Genomic DNA, 22,936 nt, shown 5'->3' with positions numbered 1-22,936 from the left:
AAAATTTTTAAGTTATGCGACAAATAAACATTGTTCCCTCCTCAGCAACGCTCGCTTTTAGCCATTATCGGAGAATAAAACTTCTTCCCTCAACATATAATTCCTTTTTTTCTCATAGCATATTGTAGGACTTTTTCCTGAGGGAGGTTCATAATGATCATTCATGTTGTCCAAAGAGGTGAATCACTGTGGCAAATCGCAAACAGATATCAAGTGACAATTCCACAGATTACTGATATTAACGGTCTTGAAAACCCAAACCAGCTGGTCGTTGGCCTGGCCTTGCTTATTCCATCTCATGATACTTTCCATTCAGTTCGATCCGGGGAAGCATTATGGTCAATTGCCCAGCGTTACGGGACGACCGTAGATGCCATCATCCGGGCTAATGCTATAACCAACCCTGCCCTAATCTACCCTGGGACCGTACTCCGCATACCAGCTACCCGCCACACGATCCAGCGCGGTGAAACCTTATGGCACATATCCCAGCGTTATGGGGTAACCATACAGGCGATCATCAAGGCTAATCAAATCCAAAATCCGAATCTGCTTTATCCAGGTACTATTCTAATCATTCCAAAACGGAAACCAACGATTGAATCAAATGCATTCACCTATCATTCTGACGAAAAGGCAGTTGAGCTGGTTGGCGAAGTAGCCGATCTGATGACCTATATTGCTCCGTTCGCATATGTCATCCAGCCTGACGGTTCGCTTGTTCTTTACATGAAGGATGATACCGAAGCCATCCAGACTGGACTGGCAAAAGGCGCACTGCCAATGATGTCAATCACCAACTTTACAGCGACTGAGGCTGGGGAGAATATCGCCCACGAAGTTCTTGCTAGTGAAGCAAATCGCAACACACTGCTCAATAATATCCTTTCTGTCATGCGTGAAAAAGGGTACCGTGGCTTGAACATTGATTTCGAAAATGTCCTGCCTGCTGACCGTGAGCTTTATAATACATTTCTGCAGGAAGCTGTTGATGCCCTTCATAAAGAAGGCTATTTTGTTTCAACCTCTCTTGCGCCAAAAGTAAGGGCCGATCAAAAAGGATTATTATATGAAGCGCATGATTATCCTGCACACGGCAGGATAGCAGATTTTGTTGTTTTGATGACGTACGAATGGGGCTACCGTTTCGGAACGCCTCAGGCTGTTTCACCATTGAACGAAATCCGCAGAGTGCTTGATTACGCCATTACCGCTATCCCAAGGAATAAAATCCTGATGGGATTCCAACTATATGCAAGAGACTGGATCATCCCCCATGTCCAGGGGCAGGAAGCAGAAACATACAGCCCGCAGGAAGCAGTTAATCGCGCCATCAGATATGGCGCTGCGATTCAATATGATACTGTAGCCGCATCGCCATACTTTCGCTACACCGATGAACAGGGCCGTGAACACGAAGTATGGTTCGAAGACGCCCGCAGTGCCCAGGCAAAGTTTGACCTGATCAAACAATATAATCTGCTTGGAGTCAGCTACTGGGTGCTTGGCTACCCGTTCCCGCAAAACTGGGCCCTGCTGGACGATAACTTTAATATTAAAAAGCTGACGTAAGACCGGAACATCCTCATCCTTCAGTGCTTTCTTACCCTGAAGCTTAAAGAAAATGGCTCCTAGTCATCTCTCACCTTCAAAACGAATATGGATTGCTCTTAACTATGGAAGTGCTTGGCTTATGCCAGGCACTTCCTTTTTGCTGCCTATTCCTTCTCAGTCTTCAGCCCTATGTAAAAATCTGTCTCAGGCTCATTATGGATTTCTATATCAAGGGATAAAATGGAAATATATTAACGGAAATTAGAAGATTCTTATCTTTAAGCCCAACTACACATTACCAATATAGGTATTTTTATGTAGAAATAATTATATTTTTACAAAATTATAGTTATTTTTTCCTATAAAAGTGTGTATAATCTGTCTTTGGGTACATAAAATAGAAATTTTTTACATTCCTATTTTGCGATAATATTGGGGAGGACTTTATGAATTTGTTGAAATTTATTGTTCAGAAAAAAATCTTAGTCAGTTTAATGGTTGTATTAGTTTTATTGATTGGCAGCTTTTCAGTTTTAAAGCTGGATAAAGAGCTCTTTCCATCAATCAAGATGGATGGCGCTTATGTTGAAATCTATGCTGGGGAGATGCCGGCGATTGAAGTCGAAAGAACCATCACAACCCCGCTTGAAAAGAAGATTCTTGGCATTGAAGGCGTAGAGGAAATCCTTTCGAGCAGCAACATCGGGAAAAGCTCCATGCAGCTCACGATTGAACGCGGCCTTGGTGAGGAAGTATTCAAGGAAGTCGAGTCAGTGGTGAATTCCACGACCTCCGATATAAGCGGTGTCAAAGACGTGATGACCGGACAATTTGGCACTAGCCAGGCATATGACTTTTTCATGGATGTTTCTGGCTCTGATATGGAAAAGATGACAGCCTTCGCTAAGAATATCCTGGAACCGAGGCTGGAAGCTCTTCCTGAAGTACATGATGTCTCACTGTCAGGCAGCCTGGAAAAAGAAGTGACGGTGGAACTGAAGCGTGACGAACTTTTGAAAAATGGACTGGATGCAGCACAGGTGATTGGTGCAATCCAGCAGGCAAACAATGAAGCAACCCTGGGCCAGCTCAACAACGAAACAAACTCTCCTTCCCTTAGATGGAATACACAGCTGGAATCTGTTGAGAATGTTAAAAACCTGCAGGTCCCGGCAGCGAACGGTTTTATTAAATTATCACAGATTGCGGACGTAAAATTACAGCCACTGGAAAGTTCCTCATTCGTCTGGAAAAATGGATCGAAGGATTTCATTTTTGTCCAGGTAGGCAGAGTAGCCGATGCCACTCAAATCGAGATGGCAGAAGCGGTACGTGAGGAAATCAAACAAATCCGCGAAGAAGGATTGGTCAGCGGCGTAGAATTGAATGAAATGGTCGCCCAGGCGGACTATGTCAAGGACTCAATTGATGGAGTGACGAGCAATATCCTGATTGGAGCTGCTATTGCCGTTGCAATCCTGATGCTGTTCTTGAGAAATATCCGCGCTACAATGATTGTCGGACTTTCGATTCCAACATCCGTGCTGCTCACTTTCGCTTCAATGTGGGTTTTGGGTTACAGCTTCAATATGCTGACACTGATTGGTCTTGGACTTGGAATCGGGATGATGGTCGATTCATCCATCGTGATCCTTGAATCCATTTACCGTAAGAAAGAGCTTGGCATCAAGAATATGGAGGCAGTAATACAGGGAACGAAGGAGGTAGCTACAGCCGTACTGGCTTCGATGCTGACGACGATTGTCGTTTTTGTACCAATCGGCCTGCTTGGCGGTGAAATGGGCTCCTTCATGATCATCCTATCCGTTGTCGTCGCCATTACTCTCATTAGCTCTGTGATAGTTTCTTTCACTCTGATTCCTTCTCTATCCGAGAAGTTCCTGAAGCTGAAAAAGAAAGAAAAGACCAATAAGGAAGGCCGGCTTGTACGCGGATACAGCAAAATGATTTCCTGGACCATCAAGAAAAAGCGGCACAGCTTTGCTGTCATCGGTCTGTTCTTCCTAATGCTCGCCGGATCCCTGATGCTGGTGACAAAAATCCCAATGACCATCATGCCAGACATGATGAACCGTTATGCAGAGCTCATGGTGACAGTTGAACCAGGACTAAGCCTGGAAGAAAAACAGGAAATCGTAAACGAAATGAACAAAGCATTAGACGGAATTAAAGATGTTGAATCAAACTATGTAATGGATAATGGCAATATGATGTACACCATCATCAACATGACGAAAGGCGATGAAATCACTAGAGAGCAAAAAGAGGTAAATGAAGAAATACTTAAGGCTTTAAGAGCCCTTGAAGAGAAGGTTCCTTTGAAGAGCGCAGCAGCAGCCATGTCTGGTGGCGGTGGTTCCCCTGTTCAAATCAATATCTCTGGCGAAAGCTTTGATGAACTCCAAACAATTGCTGATGGGTTTATAGAAGAGCTTAAATCTATCGAAGGAATTGTTGCGGTCGAAAACTCCATTGAAAGGACATCTGTTGAACAAATCGTCCAACTGAATGAGTCTGAAATTGAAAAAGCAGGATTGTCTCAGCCACAGATTAAGCAATTCATTGAGCAGGCCTTTTTACAGATGCCTGTGGGTGACCTGAAAATCAATGAGGAAAACGTTCCGTTAAATGTGAAGTGGGATGAAGAGATGACGACTAAATCCGCTTTGCTTGACCTGAAAGTCCCAACCCCTTCAGGTGAGAAAAGACTATCTGAGTTCATCTCATTGAAGAGTGTCGAAAATCCAAACGAAATCTCGCACAAGGATGGGGAACGATATATCTCGATTTCGGCAGATATTGAAGGTAAAGACCTCGGCACCATCAACCGTGAAGTCCAAAAGTTAATGGACAAATATGATGTACCAGAAGGCTACAGCATTGCACCTGCTGGAGACCTCGAGCAGCAGCAGGAAATGGTACAGGATATGGTTCTAATCCTGGCGATTTCAATCTTCCTTGTCTACCTGGTCATGGCCGTCCAGTTCAACCACCTGGGCCACCCGCTGATCGTCATGTCGGTCATTCCGATGACCATCGTTGGCGTCATTCTTGGATTATTCCTGACACAGCAGGAATTAAGCATCATGTCCGGAATGGGCATCATTATGCTGATCGGGATTGTTTTGAATAACGCAATTTTACTGATCGACCGCACGAACCAGCTGCGCAACGAAGGCTACACTGTTCAGGAAGCACTTGTTGAAGCAGGCAAAAACCGCATCCGCCCAATTCTGATGACAACACTGACTACTGTTGGCGGCATGCTTCCATTAGCACTGGCTACCGGAGGGTCAGGAAACTACCAGGCGCCGATGGCTACTGCCATTATTGCCGGCTTGAGCTTTGCAACACTGATCACTTTGCTGCTGATTCCGGCTGTATACCGCATCTTCACCAAAAGCGCTGTAAAGCGGAGTTGGTTCAGCAGGAAAGGAAAGAAAAGCAAGGATTCCACCACACCTGTTCCAGAGATATTGAGCTAAACATAAACGAGGCAAAACGACTATTATATCGTTTTGCCTCATTTTTTTTAAGGAAATCATTTAAATATTTTCTTAATGATTCTTTTCGTGCTCGTGCTTTCATTCGGCCATTTAAATGCGCCTTTATTGCCTTACTTTCAATATAAAAACAACAGTGCCTAACCTGACTATTGATGTTACTGCAATATTCCTCCAGCCTGGACGTAGCGGGCATTGAATTCCTGCACGAACTGGTTGGTGATGGCTGAGTCATGGATGATGAGCATGTTTTCGTCATTTACATTGTTCCCGTTATTGCTCCAGTTTGTTGATCCGATGATGACAGTTGGATCACTGTCTGTGTCGGCGTCTATGAGCATTGTCTTGCTGTGGAGCTTGCGAGTCTCGGCGTCAGCAAAGACAGGTGCCGGATTGTTCCATCTTGTGTTAGGGTTATTGACGCTTGTCTGGGAAGCAGTGCGGCCTGTCATATCGACACTTGCAGACCACCACTGGTTCCAGAAACTCGAGTCGAACAATCCTTTTACATCAAATCCGGTCAGGGTTCCCTGCATGTCATTATAGGACCCCTCCCACTTATTCTTCAATTCATCAGTGAGTGCCTGGTCGCTCCAGGCAAAGATTGAGAAGTATGTATTGAAATGGGCTTCATTGCGAATCAAATCAACCATTTTCCCAACTGCATTATCCCCCGCCGAAAAATAAATCTCGACCTTTTTTCCATTGATATCGATAACATGTGTTGTATTGTCCGTTTTGCGCGTGCTGAAGTTCGAGGCGACAGGATCTGGATTCAATGTGTTGCTGCCCCACATCTCATTGAATTCTGTTTCATAGATACCGGCTAATTGCGGCCAGTTGATTTCAACAATTTGATTTTGATTGCCGTCAAGGATTCCCTGCTGCATGTTTTCATCTGAACCATAAAGGCCAGTGACGGTAAAATTCCATGTTCCTGTGAATACCCAGCGGTCATCCACTATCGCGAATTTATTGTGCATCTGGTTTCCAGGTCCATAGTAGCTTTCTGCTGCTTTCGACTCGGCATCAACAAACAGGCGGCCAGTCGTCTCACTATTCCCAACAGTGACGGTTACTGAAGCTATATCACTAACACTAGCCGGCAATCCTTTAGCCGTTCTTTTCGCACCGTCTTCCACTGCAAACATCGGCGAGTCTGAGAAAACCACGATATCATCAGCCGTGCCGAACTTCGCATCCTGGCCGCGCACCATTTTTTCCAAGTAAAGTCGCATCGTTTCAAAGCGTTCTGCATAGTGAGGATCTGCTGCGTCCTTGGAGTCTGCAATCACACGCACATCGACACCCTGTGCTGCTTTCGCAATCAAAGTATCAACTACCCGCGGAAGGTTAATTTCATATGTAGCAAAATCGATGCTTTTTGTTGCTGAGTTGAGCCGCTTGATTAAAATATCTTCAAAGTTCACATTATAGTTCGCTTCGTTCCCTGCTGAAGCATACTGTGGAAATGCACATTTATTAAAATAGACATTCATAGCACCTTCAGCTTCGGAAACATTATTCAGGCGTGGCATCCTGTCATCACAAACGCTTGGTGCCTCAGGAGGAGTCGAACCATCGCCTGCATCGCCACCAGAACCGCTGCCATCTGCACCTGTTGAATTGAAGACCTTTGGTGTTCCAAGTCCATCAGCATAGCTTTTGTTAGCAGTTGCCCAGTTCGTAGAATCCAGGCCAGAAACACCTGGGTCGATTCGTTCCATTGTCGCTTTTGCCGTATTATCACCTGCATACCAAGAGTCGACTTCGTCGATGATAGCGCCAGTAGCATCAATTAATTGAAGGTGTTCAGCAGTATTTCCCAGCGAGCCGCTGTAAATAAGGTCAGCTTGAATTTCTGTAACGGATTGCTCATCTGTTTTTTCGAGTAAAAAATAACTATTGGCGGGAAGAGTGCCGCTTAGCGCAATAGCCGGGGCACCGTCAGCAGCGTTCAGCTGCCAGCCGTCCAACACTACATCAGAAGCCGAATTGTTATAAAGCTCAATCCATTCATCGCTGTAGCTGTTGTTCGTGCCCATCCAGGCAATTTCACTGATGACTACATTAGATGTCTCAGCAGCATTCACTGTTGGTGCACTGGTCATGAATGATGGGTAAAGAGTAGAAAACAATAAGATAATTGCTGGTAAAACAGAAATCATTTTCTTCAACTTTGACTACCTCCTCAAAAATAAATCCAAGATAATCATAATGTAAAAAAGTTGTCGAAATATGATGAATTTGTAAATTTTGCGAAAAATGATTCTATATGAGGAGTTTAAATTTGTGGGATAAATCACAAAGGAAACTAATGACCTAGCAACCTGCCAGTCAGTTTCCAACCCCTTCTATTTTAAAAAGATTACACTCAATATTGAATTTCTTCTAATTATAAAAAAAATGCCGTCAGGGATGCGAAGACACCTGACTGGCACTTATAATTTTCAAGCTTTGTCCATCCGCCACCAGACGGATTTTGGGTAACCATCAAGACTAACCGTGAAAGTCTCACCAATTCTCGGTGTGGCAATATCGACTCCAGACTCTTCCGCTGCCCGGACTGCACGCTCGACCGGATCGTGCCAGGCATGAAGCGACAGAGTGAACGCTCCCCAATGCACAGGAATAAGCAGATTCCCCTTTACATCTTGATGTGCCTGAACTGTTTCTTCAGGCAGCATGTGGATCGCAGCCCAGCGAGCATCATACTGGCCGCATTCCATCAGGGTTAAATCGAACGGGCCATATTTTTCGCCGATTTCTTTAAAGTGCAGCCCATATCCGCCATCGCCACTGAAAAAAACTTTTGTCTCCTGACCAATGATCACCCAGGAGCACCAAAGAGTGGCATTCCTGTCGGTGAGACCTCGGCCAGAAAAATGGCGGGCCGGGGTACATGCGAGTTGGAGTCCTTCGAATGAGAATTCATCCCACCAGTCATGCTCCTGGATCATTTCAGGGGAAATTCCCCATCGCTCCAGATGTGCCCCAACTCCCAGTGGAACAATATAGTTCTTCACCTTGCCCTTGAGCTTCATTATTGAGACATAATCCAGATGATCATAATGGTCGTGGGAAAGCACGACCGCATCTACAACCGCGAGTTCTTCTATCTTAAAAGGCAGCTCCCTGCTATACCGCTGATTTCTTACCGGGAAAGGGGTGGGCGCTTTCCCGAACATCGGATCGAATAGAATAGTTTTGCCCTCTATCTCCAGCAGGAAGGCTGAGTGTCCAAACCAGGTTACCTTCGTCGCCGAACCTTTTTGTAATGGCTGTGTGAAAGTTGCCATCGGAAGTGGAGCTTCCGGCCTTCTCTCTGAATTGCCTTTTAAAAAGTCCTTCATCATGGAAACCATCGAGCTAAGGCTAGTATCCCATGAAGTATGTACCTGATTAACAAACTTACCGTTTCGATATTGCGGAGACTTCGCGTATAAGGATCTTCTTTTTTCGGAATGCTTACCGCCAAAAGCCGGATAGTAATTCAGGATTGCATACCCTGCAAAGACAATCCCAGCTAATATTATCAATAGATTGAACATCATCATTACCTCTCTCGCGTTGCTCGATCATCCACCAATTTCTTGGATTTTTTCAGAAGGATATATGGTCATACCCGCTGTATCCTTCTGGGCAACTTGATACATGGCCGAGGCCACTGTCCTGCCTTCAATTGCTTTGTATTTCTTGAATGGCCCTCCAAAGAGAAAAGGCATTTTAGTGAAAATTGCTGCAGCTGCCCTTTCGCCAAGCCTAAATTCATCTCGCTCCCCCAATAACAATGATGGCCGAAAGATGGCTGTTGTTTCATATGGAATCCGCTTGATTTCTTCCTCAAGCTTCCCTTTCATTTTCGAATAAAAGATTGGGGAGTCAGCATTCGCATTCATCGAGCTAACAAGCAAAAACTTCCTGGCTCCTTTGGAACTTGCCAATTTGGCAATTGCCACAGGGTAGTCTACATCTATCTTCCACATTGCTTCCTTAGTCTTTGCTTTCTTGATTGTTGTTCCAAGGCAGCAAAATACATCGTCTACTGCAAAAATCTCGCTGTATTGGTCCAGGTGACCGAAATCCACAATTCTTTCATCGAGCTTCGGATGATCAATCTCAACCGGCCTTCTCACAATCGCTACGACTTTTTCATATTCACTCGCATTTAATAGAAACTGTAATAACTCTTTCCCAATCAAACCGGTCGCACCGGCAATCAAAGCTGTTTTACCCGCCAAGCATGTAACCCCCTAATTTATTGCGTGATACTTTATTATTTCATAATTTGGCCGATTAGAGAATTCTCAATGCAAAACAGCCAGCCCGCAATTGGACTGGCCGTCGTGACTCAAGTCAATCTAACTTTCCTTCTGTAATTGAGCCCGTCTTGCAGCAATGATCAAATCTTCTACCGGAGACACACGTCCGAGTTCGTCTTTATGGACAATGTGTTTCCGTTCAAATTGCGTGGGGCTGTCGATACCGGCTGCGGCTGCCAGATTATACAGACCTTCACGCAGGGAAATAATATAGTTGGCGACCCGATACATTTTTTCGTCTACAACCAGGCCATCCTGAAGCTTCTTATCAGTGGTCGCTACACCTGCCGGGCATGTATTCGTGTGGCATACCTGGGCCATGATGCATCCGACGCTGATCATCATCCCGCGGGCGATATTCACTAGGTCCGCTCCCATTGCCAGGGCGATCGCGATTTTATCAGGAGTGATCAATTTTCCAGAGGCAATCAGCTTCACTCTGTCTCTGATTCCGTACTGGCGGAGCATTTCATCCACTACCGGAAGCGCTGAGTTGATGGGAAGTCCAACTGAGTCAGCCAGCTCCTGATAGGTTGCTCCAGTGCCTCCTTCCCCGCCGTCTACCGTAATGAAATCAGGCCCTTTCCCGCTTTCCTTCATGTAAGAAATCATATTTTCAAGCGCGTCCATATCACCGACAACAATTTTGATGCCTACTGGCTTGCCGCCAACCGATCGTAATTCCTCAATCCAGTCAAACATCGAAGGGACATCGCTGAATTCATAAAATCGGTTCGGACTGTTGATTGTCTTCCCGACTTCTACCAGCCTGATTTTGGCGATTTCCTCAGTGACCTTCTCCCCTTCAACATGGCCGCCACGTGTCTTCGCTCCCTGGGCAAGCTTGATTTCAAAAGCTTTCACCTGGGGCATTCCACTTTTCTTCTTGAATTCTTCCCATGAGAATTCACCGTTTGGCTTACGCACACCAAACAAGTCCGGTCCGATTTGCATCATGATATCCGGATTTCCTGCAAGGTGGTGATCTGATAGACCACCTTCACCTGAATTCATCCACGTTCCGCCTGCAAGCCCCAGGCCTTTGGACATCGCCTGGATTGCTTTTTCCCCAAGTGCCCCATAGCTCATTGCCGACTGCCCGACCTGACCCTTCACACGGAATGGGAATCGGCAGGTACTCTCACCTAGCACCACCGCATCATCATCCTTCAAATAATACGGATCGGCCAATTTCTCCTCACTATGTTCCTTTCTTGTAAAAAGGCTCTCACCATCAATCTTGTAAACTCTTGTTTTAATTTTATCGGCATTATCGACTTTCATCTCATCAGTCAACCTCGGAAACAGCGTATTTCTGATGTAAAATCCTTCTGCCTCAAAGTCCTTAAGCGACCCAAAACCAATTAATCTTTCCTTATACTTTCCAGCCTTGACGACATCCTGAAATTCCTTGCGCGAAAAAGGCCTTCCCTCATTGTCGGCATTGAATAAATACTGCCTTAGCTCCGGACCAATATGCTCGGTGAAATACCGAACCTTCCCGACTACAGGGAAATTCCTTAAAATTGAATGCTGCTTCTGCTTGTCGTCTTTCATATATAAATAGATAAATAGCAGGACCGGCACCAGGATAATCAAGGCTATGAAGATAAACAGGCCGACCACTAGATAATCCGTCAATCCCATTAAAATCCTCCTTTCCTATAATGAAGACAATGCTTTTGTTATGACTGTATCTCCTTCTGCCACTTCGAAAGTCTTGTTAAAAGTTGCCTCGTTTTCGAGCGACATGACCAGTACCTCCGCAATGTCCTCGTGTGAAATTTCAAGCTCATTCGAATCCAATGTTTCACCTGCAAATATTTTTCCATTACCAGGTTTGTCTGTAAATGCTCCCGGCTGCACGATGGTATATGTTAAATTTGATTGCCGCAGCAACTCATCAGGCATCTCTTTCGCGCCAATTTCCCGGCTGTCATCTCCTGCCGCTTCATTAGCCATGATGGCGCTCATCATCACAAAACGCTTGACACCCTGCTTCTCTGCTTCCTTCACTGTCTCGATGACCGATTCATGGTCAACCATTACAGTTCTGCCTGTTTTGGCCTTTGGATTGATGCCAGTTAGATAAATGGCAGCATCATACCCATGGAATAAAGTCGGCAGGATGCTTTCTTCATATAGAACTACTTCGGTAGCTCCTCTCTTTTTCAGCATGTCGATTTGATTCTCATCGCTGACGACTGCGCAGGATGTATACCCGTTTTCCATCAACTTGCTGACAACAAACTCCCCGACGCTGCTATGTGCACCAACCACGATTACTTTCATTTCGGTTCCCTCCTTTGTAAAAAAGAGAAACAGATGGACTCCGTTTCTCTTTTTCAATCATTCTATGATTAAACCATTCGATTCCAGTGGCGGTGTTCGGCGATTGCATCAATGAACTTCTGGCTGTCGGCTGTCACTTCTTTGTTGTTCGCAAAGACGACGACACCTGATGCGTTTTCATGGCCAATTCCTGCAGCAGCCAAGAGATCTGTTGCTTCTTTTCCAGCACCAACTGCTTTCAGATGACTGAAAGCCTCATCGACAAAGTAGACTGCTTCCTTTTTCTGCTTCAAGCTGTCCACGCTTTGCTGTCCGCCGGCAATATATAATGCGTCAAACAAGACAGAGCTGCCAGTCAGCAGCGTATGCTGCACTTCAAGCTCCGTGTCATCATCACCCTTGATTATCCCGAGCTGCTTGCTGACGATTTCTGCCGTGATGCCGCCTTTTTTCAGCATTTCCATCAATCCGGAAACTTCAGCTCCGTTAAAACCATGATCAGCAAGGATTGCAACCTTCCTTGTATTTGGCAGCTTCGTTGTATTCATCTGGCTCAATGCCGGCGAAGTCATCGTCACTTCTGCTGGTTTGCTTGTCGGCTTTTTAGCGCCTAAGCTTTCGGCTACTTGCTCAGCAAGGAAAGTATCAATATTGCCAAGCATCTCAACAACCTGCTGCTGCACATCCTTGCTCTTCACTTTACCAAGCTCAAAACTGAAGGCCTCAATCATATGCTGCTTTTCCACGTCAGACATACTGTTCCAGAAGAGAGTCGCCTGGGAATAGTGGTCCTTGAAGCTGTCACTGCGTGCCTGGACTTTTCTTCCCTCGACTTTTTCCTGGTGATGTTCATATCCTCCTTCGCTCACAGGGGAAGGCTTAGGATCATTGCTTTGCAGTGAATTTTTGTGATAAGCGACCTGCCCGCGGTCAACTGTCATCCGGTGCATGCCATCACGCTGATTGTTATGGAACGGGCAAACCGGCCTGTTGATTGGGATCTCGTGGAAGTTCGGGCCGCCGAGACGGGATAGCTGCGTGTCAGTATAAGAGAACAAACGCCCTTGAAGGAGCGGGTCGTTTGAAAAATCAATTCCCGGAACGACATGCCCCGGATGAAATGCCACTTGCTCTGTTTCCGCAAAATAATTGGTCACATTTTGGTTGAGCGTCATTTTTCCGATAATCTTGACTGGTACCAATTCCTCCGGCCAGATCTTGGTAGGGTCCAATACATCGAAATCGAACTTAAACTCATCTTCCTCGTCAATCATCTGGACGCCCAGCTCATACTCTGGATAATTCCCCATCTCGATCGCGTCGAATAGATCGCGGCGGTGGAAATCCGGATCCTTCCCGGCAAGTTTCTGGGCTTCGTCCCAGACTAATGAATGAACCCCCAGTACCGGTTTCCAGTGGAATTTTATAAAACGTGATTTGCCCTGTTCATTCACGAACCTGAAGGTATGCACGCCAAAGCCTTCCATCATCCTGAAGCTGCGCGGGATTGCACGATCTGAAATATGCCACATGATCATATGGGCTGACTCCGTATTATTCGCAATAAAATCCCAGAATGTATCATGGGCCGACTGAGCCTGTGGTATTTCATTATGCGGCTCCGGTTTGACCGCATGAATCAAATCAGGGAACTTGATTGCATCCTGGATGAAGAAAACAGGGATATTGTTACCAACAAGGTCGTAATTGCCTTCTTCTGTATAAAATTTAGTTGAAAAACCACGTACATCGCGAACGGTATCACCTGACCCCCGAGAACCGGCTACCGTTGAAAAGCGCACAAACACTGGAGTCTTTTTGGCCGGATCCTGAAGGAATCCTGCTTTCGTATATTCAGCCATTGGCTCGTACACCTGGAAATAACCATGGGCCGCAAATCCCCTCGCATGGACTACACGCTCCGGAATGCGCTCATGATCGAAATGAGTCATCTTTTCACGAAAATGGAAATCCTCCATCAATGTCGGACCGCGGGTTCCCGCTTTCAAGGAATGTTCATCTTCAGAAACACGCAGCCCCTGGTTAGTCGTCATTGCTTCACCATTATGTCCAGACCTGAATTGCTCAAGCTGCTGATCCTTTGAATTCTCGTTCACAGATTGATTGTTCTCATCCTTCTTCACTGATTCATTCCTCCCAATCTTGATGTAGGAGCATGTGAACTGATATGTAATCGCTCTTAAGTTGTTTTTTATTCACCATGATTGGCCATGCTCCTATATGGACGTATACCACAAGCGAAAGCCCGCTAAACGATTAGTTAGCGGGCTTTCTTTTTATAAGTTTTCATTCAAGTATTCCTTCGCATCCTCAGGAGAGGCGAATGGCTTCACCAGAGTAATCTGCTTGCTGTCATTCGCGACCGCGAGGAACCCATCTGCAACCTGGATAATATCCGCAGATACATTCTCTTGTCCTTCAATCTTAACAGTGTCGGCAATCGTTGCCTGACCCTTATCTACCCATGTTTGGATTTCAACCGCGTAAGCATCATAATCCATTCCTTCATCGAACCTTTCTTGCAGGTAATCCGTAGTAACCGGATCCTCCTCAGTCTTCACTTCCGTTTCTGGCGGACCTTCCTGGCCGACTTCACTGTCATCAGCGCTGCATCCAGCAAGAATTCCAGCCGCCGCTAAAGATATAAGTAGTTTCTTCATAAGATCCTCCTTGTCTTAAGATTCTCTTACAATACTCATACCCCATTAAGCTAGCGGAAAAAGTTTTTCAAGGGATTTGGATGGAATTGGCAGACTTGCAGTTGTCACCTCTAACTGGTATTAAAACTCCTTCAACTGGTATTAAATCTCTTCCAACCGGAATTATAACCCCCTCAGCCAGGAATACACTCTCTGGCGACAGTAATATATCCTATAAAAGATGATAATCCCACATTCCGTCCATAAATTGTTATTTTCTTGTAAAAAACCTGTTATTCGATAAATAAAAAACAGGATTCCAAATTGGGAATCCTGCTGTACCTGTTTATGTTCACACTGGTGCTGTGAAAGAGCGCTGTGCGAGTTCGTTTTCGAGCATGAAGAATGCGTTGCTGTCCTTGTCAATGCGGCGCAGCTTTTGAATCAGGCTGTCAAATAGTGCTTCTTCTTCAACCTGCTCTTCAATGAACCATTTTAAGAATGTCATTGTTGCGTGTTCGCGCTCATCAAGTGCGATATCCGCAAGATTATAGATGCGGCGAGTTACTTCCTTCTCGTGGCCAAGTCCTTTTTCAAAAACATCAAGAACAGACTCGAAATCGTTTGATGGAGCGTGGAATCCATCGAATGTCACGCGCTCACCCATATCATTAATGAAATTGTAAAATTTCATCGCATGGAATCGTTCTTCTTCAGCTTGTACCAAAAAGAAGTTTGCAAAACCATCCAAATTCTCCGCTGAGCAATACGCAGCCATTGCCATGTACGCGTGCGCAGAATAAAACTCATAATTCATTTGTTCGACCAAACCATTTACCAACTTATCGCTGATCATTGTATTCCTCCTCAATCCATGCAGCTTTTGTCTTTTTACGCTAACATATTTATTTTGCCTTCCTTATCGAATTTTACCCTTTTACACTCCTTAAAACCATTGTTTCACACTAATCCTTCTTAAAAAGGCTGTTTTTGTAAAGATTGTTGATAAAATCCTAAATCCGATTTTAACGTGATAAAAAGCCATTTTGTATGTCTGTATTAAGTTTGCAAGCTCTTTTCTCCTAATAAGCTTTAATTTTGTGAAGAAACATAGGTCATTCAATCCTATTTTGAAGTCAATAGCACAAAGTTTGAGAAAAGAGCCTTAAAAAAACAAAAGAGACAGTCCTGAAGCCCATCATTAGGCCTCCTGAACTGTCCCTAACTCATTAAAATAACTCTAATAAAAGATCCCAAAAGCCTTTCTTTTTCTCAGGCTTTGCTTTCTTTGTCTCTTGCTCTTCTTTTTCAATGGCTTCTGTTTTGATCACGAACTGTACGGAAGTCACCTTCTCATTTTTTGCGGAAACAAAGGATACTGGTTCAAAGTCTGATTTATCATATTCCTTGATCATCTCATTGATTTCCTGCTGCATTTGCTCAGGCAGATCTTTCGTTTCCTGATGCAATTCACTTGTTCCGCTGTGGAGTTCGCCGACTCCTTTATTTAAGTCGCTCGTTCCGCCTGTCAATCCGTAAATTCCTGAATGCAGCTGCGAATATGAAGAAGATAACTCACTTACTCCTTTTGTATAGCTTACCAATCCGGAATGGAACTGTCCGTAATTTGAGGACAATGTCGAGAGACCTTTCTGCAGTTCGCCAAGTGCACCCATATCCATTTCCTCGAGGGAAGCGGACAGTTCGTTAGCGATTGTTGTAAGGTTCCCACTCATTACTTTTACAGATCCACTGACCTGGTTCAAAGTAGGGTTCACTGCCGCAAAAGCTTCCTGTACATTGGCATATGTCCCTTTCACTTTTTGAGCAGCCTTATAGGTCTCAACCAGTTTATTGACAACATTTACGTCAGCACCGCTGCTAAGTAATCCAGATATCTCTTCCTCTGAAAGCTGATGCGCAGGGATTCCTTTAATCGCGCCATCTAATGCACTATATGCCATTAAGTAATTTTCACGTAACTCAGACAGTCCAGCTGCCGCTTGATTCAGTCCATTCGCTAATTGTGTGAGTCCTCCAGGCAATTCACTAAGGCTCGACAGATCCATCTCAGCAGATCCCTCAGATAGGGATGAATTGATTTTTTTCAATGCATCGCCAATGGAGCTGGATGCCCCTACTATTTCAGATGAAGAGCCGTCCAACTGGCTAATTCCGTTTTTATATTGTCCGGAACCATCACGAAGGCTTACTGCACCATTGTTCAATTGGGACACACCTTTTTTCAAGTCAGCCACACCATTATTCAATTCACTGATTGCATCAGACAATGCCGACATGTCATCCGTCATGTTCTCCATTTCTGAAGTATCGATCGGAAGAGTGGAAGGAACCGCTGCAATGTCGATGCCGCTGAATTCAAAGTCCTTAACTTCCGCTTCCGCACTAAGGCTTTCCTCTTGCCCAGGCATGACAGTGAAAGTAATTTGCTTGTTCTTTCCTGCGTTCGCAACCATGCCGCCAGTTGCTTCTATATTTTGATAGCTATTAGAGAGCATAAATGAAATTTGCAATAAGTAATTTTCAAAATAAACAGCATCTGCCTTTTCATTGGCAGCAGTATTAATTTTGATTTCTAGATGCCCTTCTTTTCCCGCAAGCTCAGACGCTTCAACCTCACGTCCATCAAGTAGATAGGAAATCCCTATATCCCATGGCAATTCCGTATTGTCTTCCATGTTTCCCTGATAATAAAACTTTCCTTCTGGGGCATGTACTTGAACAGTCTGCCCGTTCTGATCAAGTTCGGACAGATCAGTCAGGTTCTTGACGCTTCTGTACTTCCCATAATCAAGAATTTCTCCTGCCTTCGCTACCTCCAAAGTATTGACGACGTAAATGTCATCGAGTTCTCCATTGGATTTTAATGTAGCGTATACGACTTCATCCTTAGAATTGATTTTCCCTTCAGCTTCTGCCGCAGCTCCATAACTAAGAAATGAAGGCAAGAAGATCATCAATCCGAGCGCAGCAAATAGTATTTGTTTTGTTCTCATCATCATTTCTCCTCGTGAAAATTTGCTTTATAGGTCGTCTTTTTTATGAATTTATCGAATACGAGCAGCATAGCCGGTAATAAGAACACGACCATCACAAAGGCAAGCAATGCACCCCTGCCTAATAATAAGCCGATGGATCCAACTATCGGGTTGGAAGACGTCATCCATAAAATAAACCCAACACTCGATAAGATCGCTGCAGATATTGAGATGGAGAACGTTTTTTCATCCAATGTTTTCACGATTGCTTTTTTAGCGGACATTTCCCTGCGGTTATGCTGATAAGCTTCCGTCAGCAAGATGGCATAGTCCACTGTTGCCGCCAGCTGTACCGTACTGATGATTAAGTATCCGACAAACACAAGTGATGAACTTGTAAAATAAGGAATCGAAAGATTGATCCAGACTGCTGATTGAATCGTGATCAGCAGTACCAGCGGAATTGAAATCGATTTAAAGGTTGCCAGCAGGACAACCGCAATCGTCACGACTGTCAACACATTCACTACGATATTATCCTTATTCACGACATTCTTGATATCATACAATGTTACGCTTTCTCCTAAACTAAGCGCCTGGTCTCCATAATATTTCGCAGCTTCCTCTTCTACCTTTTGAACAATCGAAAAAGGAAGATCCCCTTCTGTTCCCTGGTTGGTATTGATGATAATACGGCTGTAATTTTCTGAATAAAACTCGCTCGTAATTGATTCATCCAGGTACTCAGGCGGGATGACCGAGCCTACCATATTCACATAGGCAATCACACTTGTGACGTAATCCAGGTTCTCAAGCTCCTGGACAAGCTCCGCTTCTTTCGCCCGATCTCCTGTTGGAACCAAAAGGACAATTGGAGTCGTTTCTCCAAAAGCTTCCTTAATCTCTGTAAAATCACTGCCGGCACGTGTCGTTTCCGGTTGTTCGCCAAGCCCATACGTAAATGCCGTATTGCTTTGTGCCAAAAAGCTTGGAACAAGGATAGCAAAAACGAGCAGCAGGCTTGGGATTTTAAGTTTTACGACAAAGTCACCAATCCCGGTGAAGCTCGGAATAAAGCTTCTGTGCTGTGTTTTGTCCATCCATTTGTAGAATAGTAAAGTAAGCGCCGGTAAAAACACCATGACACTGATGAAGCTCAAGACGATTCCTTTTACCAGGTTGATTCCAAGGTCTGAGCCGATTTCGAATTTCATGAATGTTAATGCGATGAATCCGAAAAAGGTTGTTGCCGCACTGGCGGTGATCGCCGGGAATGACTTTTTCATTGCTAGCTGCATCGCTTCTTCTGGATTATTCGTTTTCTTTCGATAATCAGAGAAACTGTGAAGCAGAAATACGGCATAATCGAGCGAAACCGCCAGCTGCAGAATCGGGGCTACTGACTGGGTGACGAAGGAAACTTCGCCGATAAAAATATTCGTTCCAAGGTTGATCAGGACCGAAACGCCAATTGCCGTCAGGAAAAATAACGGTTCCACCCATGATGTAGTTGAGACGACCAGAATGAAAATAATGATTGGAACGAGCAATATGGCCGCAAACATGGATTCAGTTCCAGCCATTTTTTGCGAAGATGCGGTATTGATCGCTTCGCCTGCGATCGCTCCTTCATCGCCAATCAATTCGTAAATAGCATCGGTAATCGCAACCTCATCACCTGAGCGGACACTGATCGAGAACAATGCGTTCCCATCCTTGTAATAGTTTTCTACTGTCTCCGCATCTGCCATTTCGAGGGGAGTTTTCAAATCCGCCACATCATCCAGCCAAATGACCTCTCCTACACCATCAATGGCTGACAATTTCTCTTTTAAGCTGAGTGCTTCCTGCAAGGATACATCCCTTACCATGACCCTCGTATCCGGTACCTCAGCAGTAAATTCCTTCTCCATGATTTCCATAGCCCTTGTGGACTGGGCATCCTCTGGCAGATAATCCACCATATTATAATTGACCGACACAAAAAATTGCGCCATCGTCGATACTAACGCAAATATAACAAACGCTATCACAACAGCTTTCTTATGTTTTATGATTTTTTCTGCAATGCTTATCATTCTTTAACCTCACTTGAGTCTTTTGCCATTACACTTTATCATTATATAAACACGGTGTTGTCTATTCAACAAACAGTTGTGAACATAACGTTTGATTCACAACAGAAAACTACTTTCTGTTGGTTAACTCGCTTTTTTACAGATAAAGGAAGTGTGCTAGTAAATGGACAGACGAAAAAAGTATACAAGGATGGTTTTAAAGGAAAGTCTGATGGAGTTATTGAAGAATAAGCCCATTTCAAACATCACGATCAAAGAAATTTGTGAGTTGGCAGACATTAATCGTTCCACTTTTTATTCTCATTATTCCAGTCAATTTGACCTGTTGAATGCAATTGAGGAAGAATTCATTGAAGACATGGTTTTGACACTTAACCATTACAATTTTTCCAAAGAAGAAGAAGCTTTAATGATGACAGAGAAGATCCTTGAGTATATTGCAAAAAAACCCGACGTATGCCAAATGCTTCTAAGCGAAAATAGTGATGTCCACTTTCAGAAAAAAGGGATGATGATCACCCAGGAGTATATTTTCAAAAACTGGCTTTCTGACAGCCAGTTTGACACTGAAACATTTGAATATATAAATATCTTTGTTGTCAGTGGTAGTATTTATGTCATTAAAAATTGGGTAGAAAACGGGATGGATAAAACACCAAAGGAAATGGCCGAAATTATTAACAACTTCATAAATAAAGGTCTATCAAATATACGATAAAGCGCCAGCCTTAAATTCCGGGCCGGCGCTTTTATCATTTAAGTACCAGTCTCGTGACACTCTCAATCTGTGAAGTGTGCGGGAACATGTCCACTGGCTGGATATATTCAACTTTATATTGGGAGCCCAGTGTCATGATATCCTTTGCGAGCGTTGACGGGTTGCAGGAAACATACACAAAAGTTTTCGGCTTGATTTTCAGAACGGTCTGCAGGAATGCGTCATCGCAGCCTGTTCGTGGCGGATCGACGACGATCACATCTGGACGCCAGCCATCCTTCAGCCATTTCGGAAGCAGTTCCTCTGCTTTGCCCATATAGAACCTGGCATGATTGACTTCGTGTTTTAAGGCATTTTTCTTTGCATCCTCGATCGATTCCGGAATGACATCCATTCCTCGGACCTCGCCAGCCTTGTCGGCCATCCACAATCCGATTGTCCCAACACCGCAATACGCATCAACAAGCTTTTCCTTTCCTGTCAGCATGGCGGCTGATTTCGCTTCATTGTAGAGTTTTACAGTCTGTTCAGGATTCAGCTGGAAGAACGTCCGCGCCGATAATTCGAATTGCAGATCGCCAAGTGTTTCTTGGATAAAATCGCTGCCTTCAAGAGTCGCTGTATCATTTCCGAAGATGACGGATGTCTTTTCCCCGTTAATATTTTGCACAATTGAGTTGACCTCAGGAAGCCGTTTTTTGATTTCCTGAATGATGATATCCTTTTTCGGCAGCTCTTTCTTGGTCGTAATAAGGACTATTTGCAGCTCGCCAGTCTGGACCCCAGTCCTCGCCACGATTGTCCGAACGAGCCCTTTATGCTTTTTCTCATTGTAAATCGGAATCTTCAAATCCTGAAGAATGCCTTTTACCACTTCGGTAGCTTTCGTAGTTGCCGGATGCTGGACCGCGCACTGCTCGATATTGATCAAGTTGTGTGAATTCAAGCCATAAAGGCCCGCAAGCACCTTTCCATCCTTCTCGCCAACCTGAAATTGGCTCTTATTCCGGTAGCCCCATGGATTCTCCATTCCAATCGTCGGCCTGATTTCCAACTCGTCGATTTTGAGCTTTGTATGGCGTTCCAAAGCCTGAATGACAATGTCACGCTTTTCATTGAGCTGCTGGTCGTAACGCAAATGCTGGAGCTGGCAGCCACCGCACTGGTCGTATACCGGACACAATGGCTTGATTCGATGCTCTGATTGTTTACGGATTTTCTTGATTTTCGCTTCAGCAAACTTAGGGTGGACCTTTGTTGCCTCCGCGACTATTTCCTCACCAGGCAGCGCGCCAGGCACGAACACCACCTGGCGCTTAAAATAACCGACACCCTCACCATTGATGCCAAGCCGCTTGATTGTCAGCGGGAAGGTCTGCTTCAGCTCCAGCTTTGCGGTTTGCTGGTCTTTTTGCGATTGCTGCCCTTTTTTCTTATACGTGGCTTTGCTTTGAGGACCTTTTTTGTACTCATCATTGCTATGAGAACCTTTTTTGTACTCATCTTTGCTATGAGGACCTTTTTTCTGCTGGCCCTTGTTTTGTGGTGCCTTTTTCGTCTTCAAATCGGCTTTGTTTTGCTTTTCTACATTTATTGGCTGCTCTTTTTTCATAAAACTTCACTCCAATTATTCAATGCTTCTCCATAAATAGAGCGAAGCATAGCTTAAATAAGGATTCCATGGTTCTTTATATTTTTCCATCTGCGCTGGAGTCGGCTTTTCCTCCTGGTTAAAGTATTTCTTCAGCGCATTTTGGATGCCAATATCCCCCATTGGGAACAGATTCGGCCTTCCAAGTGCAAACATCAGAAAATTTTCAACCGTCCATGGACCAACTCCGCGAATCTTGATCAGGTCCTGGGCCACTTCTGCATCAGGTTTCGATTTCAATTTTTCAAAATCAAGCTGTCCGGACGCTGCCAGTTCGGCGATTCCAATCACATACTCTGCCTTCCGTCCGCTGAATTGCAATTCACGCAGCTCCTCAACCGTAAGCTGCGCCACTTTTTCAGGCGACGGATAAAACCAGACTCCGTCAAGCTCTTCACCGTATGTTTTTACAAATCGCTCTGTCAGTGTAAATGCAAATTTCAAATTCAGTTGCTGATGGATGATACTCTTGATTAAACTAGAAAAGGGATCAAATTCCAGGACAAGCGGAGTGCCATAATGTTCATTGAACAAGTTCTTTAACTCCGTCGTTTGGAAATGCTCATGAATATGGATCAATTCCACATTCCATTGAAAAATTTCAGTTAAACGCTGTAACGTCATTTCTTTATCGTGATCAGCACGGATAAGGAATTCAGGATTTTCCAGAGAACCTGTTCCGATGACCTCTGCGACGATTTTTTCATTATTAAAAGAAAGCGGAACCTTAACAAGTCGCTTTTCGATGTCAACTGAATGCAATGGATCGAGTGCAAGCCTGCTTAAAGCAAGATCAAAATCATAGGGCCCCGAAAAAGCCACCTTTTCTTCCCACATACACAAACCGCCCTTAAGTATTTTCCCCGTATTATAGCACTTTCGCTGGTTTTTTTCGAAAATAGTGAAGGTTTGGTCGTGGTTTTATAAAATAGGCCATATATTTAGACGAAAAATCAAACCTTTTTCGGAGGTTTTAAATTTATTGGCGATTTTGTAATTTTATTGGCGATAATTTCACTTTATTGGCGAAGTTCACAACTTTATTGGCGAAAATCCTATTTTATTGGCGACTTGGAAAAAAACAAGCTTTTTTACCAATTTTAATAGTCCCGGCACAATATGAATACCGGGACACTCC

15 protein-coding genes are annotated in these 22,936 nt (G+C 44.3%); 3 read left to right on the top strand and 12 right to left on the bottom strand.

Translation table 11 applies throughout. The annotated features are described in order from the left end of the window. The first annotated feature begins 153 nt into the window (after positions 1 to 153). A complete protein-coding gene (locus AC0VX7_RS04835; protein WP_475426916.1) occupies positions 154 to 1,572 on the top strand; it encodes a glycoside hydrolase family 18 protein in 1,419 nt (472 codons plus the stop codon). 428 nt (positions 1,573 to 2,000) lie between these two features. Then, a complete protein-coding gene (locus AC0VX7_RS04830) occupies positions 2,001 to 5,060 on the top strand; it encodes an efflux RND transporter permease subunit (RefSeq protein ID WP_475426915.1) in 3,060 nt (1,019 codons plus the stop codon). 176 nt (positions 5,061 to 5,236) lie between these two features. On the opposite strand, the gene AC0VX7_RS04825 is transcribed toward AC0VX7_RS04830, so the two are convergent. The 10 genes from AC0VX7_RS04825 to AC0VX7_RS04780 all read right to left on the bottom strand — a co-directional run bounded on the left by AC0VX7_RS04825 (position 5,237) and on the right by AC0VX7_RS04780 (position 19,429). Beyond that, complete coding sequence (locus AC0VX7_RS04825; RefSeq protein WP_475428082.1) at positions 5,237 to 7,246, bottom strand: phospholipase D-like domain-containing protein; 2,010 nt, start codon at positions 7,244 to 7,246, stop codon at positions 5,237 to 5,239. Between the two features lie 282 nt (positions 7,247 to 7,528). Continuing rightward, positions 7,529 to 8,443: an MBL fold metallo-hydrolase gene (locus AC0VX7_RS04820; RefSeq protein ID WP_475428081.1), complete on the bottom strand. Its 915-nt coding sequence runs from the start codon at positions 8,441 to 8,443 to the stop codon at positions 7,529 to 7,531. Between the two features lie 213 nt (positions 8,444 to 8,656). Then, positions 8,657 to 9,319 (bottom strand): oxidoreductase, encoded by a 663-nt coding sequence (locus AC0VX7_RS04815; protein WP_475426914.1) that lies wholly within the window; start codon positions 9,317 to 9,319, stop codon positions 8,657 to 8,659. A gap of 120 nt (positions 9,320 to 9,439) precedes the next feature. Continuing rightward, positions 9,440 to 11,047: an FMN-binding glutamate synthase family protein gene (locus AC0VX7_RS04810; RefSeq protein WP_475426913.1), complete on the bottom strand. Its 1,608-nt coding sequence runs from the start codon at positions 11,045 to 11,047 to the stop codon at positions 9,440 to 9,442. A 15-nt stretch (positions 11,048 to 11,062) separates the two neighbouring features. Next, entirely contained in the window at positions 11,063 to 11,692 is a 630-nt protein-coding gene (locus AC0VX7_RS04805) for an NAD(P)H-binding protein (protein ID WP_475426912.1), read from the bottom strand. A 68-nt stretch (positions 11,693 to 11,760) separates the two neighbouring features. Next, a complete protein-coding gene (locus tag AC0VX7_RS04800) occupies positions 11,761 to 13,836 on the bottom strand; it encodes a catalase (protein ID WP_475426911.1) in 2,076 nt (691 codons plus the stop codon). A 153-nt stretch (positions 13,837 to 13,989) separates the two neighbouring features. Continuing rightward, positions 13,990 to 14,373, bottom strand: a complete 384-nt coding sequence (locus AC0VX7_RS04795; RefSeq protein WP_215035866.1) for a hypothetical protein — start codon at positions 14,371 to 14,373, stop codon at positions 13,990 to 13,992. A 331-nt stretch (positions 14,374 to 14,704) separates the two neighbouring features. Continuing rightward, positions 14,705 to 15,208 (bottom strand): ferritin, encoded by a 504-nt coding sequence (locus AC0VX7_RS04790; RefSeq protein WP_102261467.1) that lies wholly within the window; start codon positions 15,206 to 15,208, stop codon positions 14,705 to 14,707. Between the two features lie 373 nt (positions 15,209 to 15,581). Continuing rightward, positions 15,582 to 17,369 (bottom strand): YhgE/Pip domain-containing protein, encoded by a 1,788-nt coding sequence (locus AC0VX7_RS04785; protein WP_475426910.1) that lies wholly within the window; start codon positions 17,367 to 17,369, stop codon positions 15,582 to 15,584. 2 nt (positions 17,370 to 17,371) lie between these two features. Beyond that, on the bottom strand, positions 17,372 to 19,429 hold the full coding sequence (locus AC0VX7_RS04780; RefSeq protein ID WP_475426909.1) for an efflux RND transporter permease subunit: 2,058 nt from the start codon (positions 19,427 to 19,429) through the stop codon (positions 17,372 to 17,374). Between the two features lie 163 nt (positions 19,430 to 19,592). Here AC0VX7_RS04780 and AC0VX7_RS04775 point away from each other — a divergent pair, with 163 nt between their 5' ends. After that, positions 19,593 to 20,147 (top strand): TetR/AcrR family transcriptional regulator, encoded by a 555-nt coding sequence (locus AC0VX7_RS04775; protein ID WP_215035862.1) that lies wholly within the window; start codon positions 19,593 to 19,595, stop codon positions 20,145 to 20,147. A gap of 34 nt (positions 20,148 to 20,181) precedes the next feature. On the opposite strand, the gene rlmD is transcribed toward AC0VX7_RS04775, so the two are convergent. Together rlmD and AC0VX7_RS04765 are read right to left on the bottom strand one after the other, a co-directional pair. After that, positions 20,182 to 21,759, bottom strand: coding sequence for a 23S rRNA (uracil(1939)-C(5))-methyltransferase RlmD (gene rlmD, locus AC0VX7_RS04770; RefSeq protein WP_475426908.1), 1,578 nt, complete (start codon positions 21,757 to 21,759; stop codon positions 20,182 to 20,184). Positions 21,760 to 21,774: 15 nt separating this feature from the next. Continuing rightward, positions 21,775 to 22,635 (bottom strand): DNA-3-methyladenine glycosylase family protein, encoded by an 861-nt coding sequence (locus AC0VX7_RS04765; RefSeq protein WP_475426907.1) that lies wholly within the window; start codon positions 22,633 to 22,635, stop codon positions 21,775 to 21,777. Positions 22,636 to 22,936 lie beyond the last annotated feature (301 nt).

Source organism: Mesobacillus sp. QJM3NY_10, assembly GCF_056173465.1.
This window is presented reverse-complemented; position numbering and strand designations above follow the sequence as displayed.

Coding starts and splice junctions, on each gene's coding strand:
- AC0VX7_RS04835 (WP_475426916.1), top strand. CDS start 154: ATGATCATTCATGTTGTCCAAAGAGGTGAATCACTGTGGCAAATCGCA.
- AC0VX7_RS04820 (WP_475428081.1), bottom strand. CDS start 8,443: ATGGTTTCCATGATGAAGGACTTTTTAAAAGGCAATTCAGAGAGAAGG.
- AC0VX7_RS04785 (WP_475426910.1), bottom strand. CDS start 17,369: ATGAGAACAAAACAAATACTATTTGCTGCGCTCGGATTGATGATCTTC.
- AC0VX7_RS04780 (WP_475426909.1), bottom strand. CDS start 19,429: ATGATAAGCATTGCAGAAAAAATCATAAAACATAAGAAAGCTGTTGTG.
- AC0VX7_RS04810 (WP_475426913.1), bottom strand. CDS start 11,047: ATGGGATTGACGGATTATCTAGTGGTCGGCCTGTTTATCTTCATAGCC.
- rlmD (WP_475426908.1), bottom strand. CDS start 21,759: ATGAAAAAAGAGCAGCCAATAAATGTAGAAAAGCAAAACAAAGCCGAT.
- AC0VX7_RS04795 (WP_215035866.1), bottom strand. CDS start 14,373: ATGAAGAAACTACTTATATCTTTAGCGGCGGCTGGAATTCTTGCTGGA.
- AC0VX7_RS04775 (WP_215035862.1), top strand. CDS start 19,593: ATGGACAGACGAAAAAAGTATACAAGGATGGTTTTAAAGGAAAGTCTG.
- AC0VX7_RS04790 (WP_102261467.1), bottom strand. CDS start 15,208: ATGATCAGCGATAAGTTGGTAAATGGTTTGGTCGAACAAATGAATTAT.
- AC0VX7_RS04805 (WP_475426912.1), bottom strand. CDS start 11,692: ATGAAAGTAATCGTGGTTGGTGCACATAGCAGCGTCGGGGAGTTTGTT.
- AC0VX7_RS04765 (WP_475426907.1), bottom strand. CDS start 22,635: ATGTGGGAAGAAAAGGTGGCTTTTTCGGGGCCCTATGATTTTGATCTT.
- AC0VX7_RS04830 (WP_475426915.1), top strand. CDS start 2,001: ATGAATTTGTTGAAATTTATTGTTCAGAAAAAAATCTTAGTCAGTTTA.
- AC0VX7_RS04825 (WP_475428082.1), bottom strand. CDS start 7,246: ATGATTTCTGTTTTACCAGCAATTATCTTATTGTTTTCTACTCTTTAC.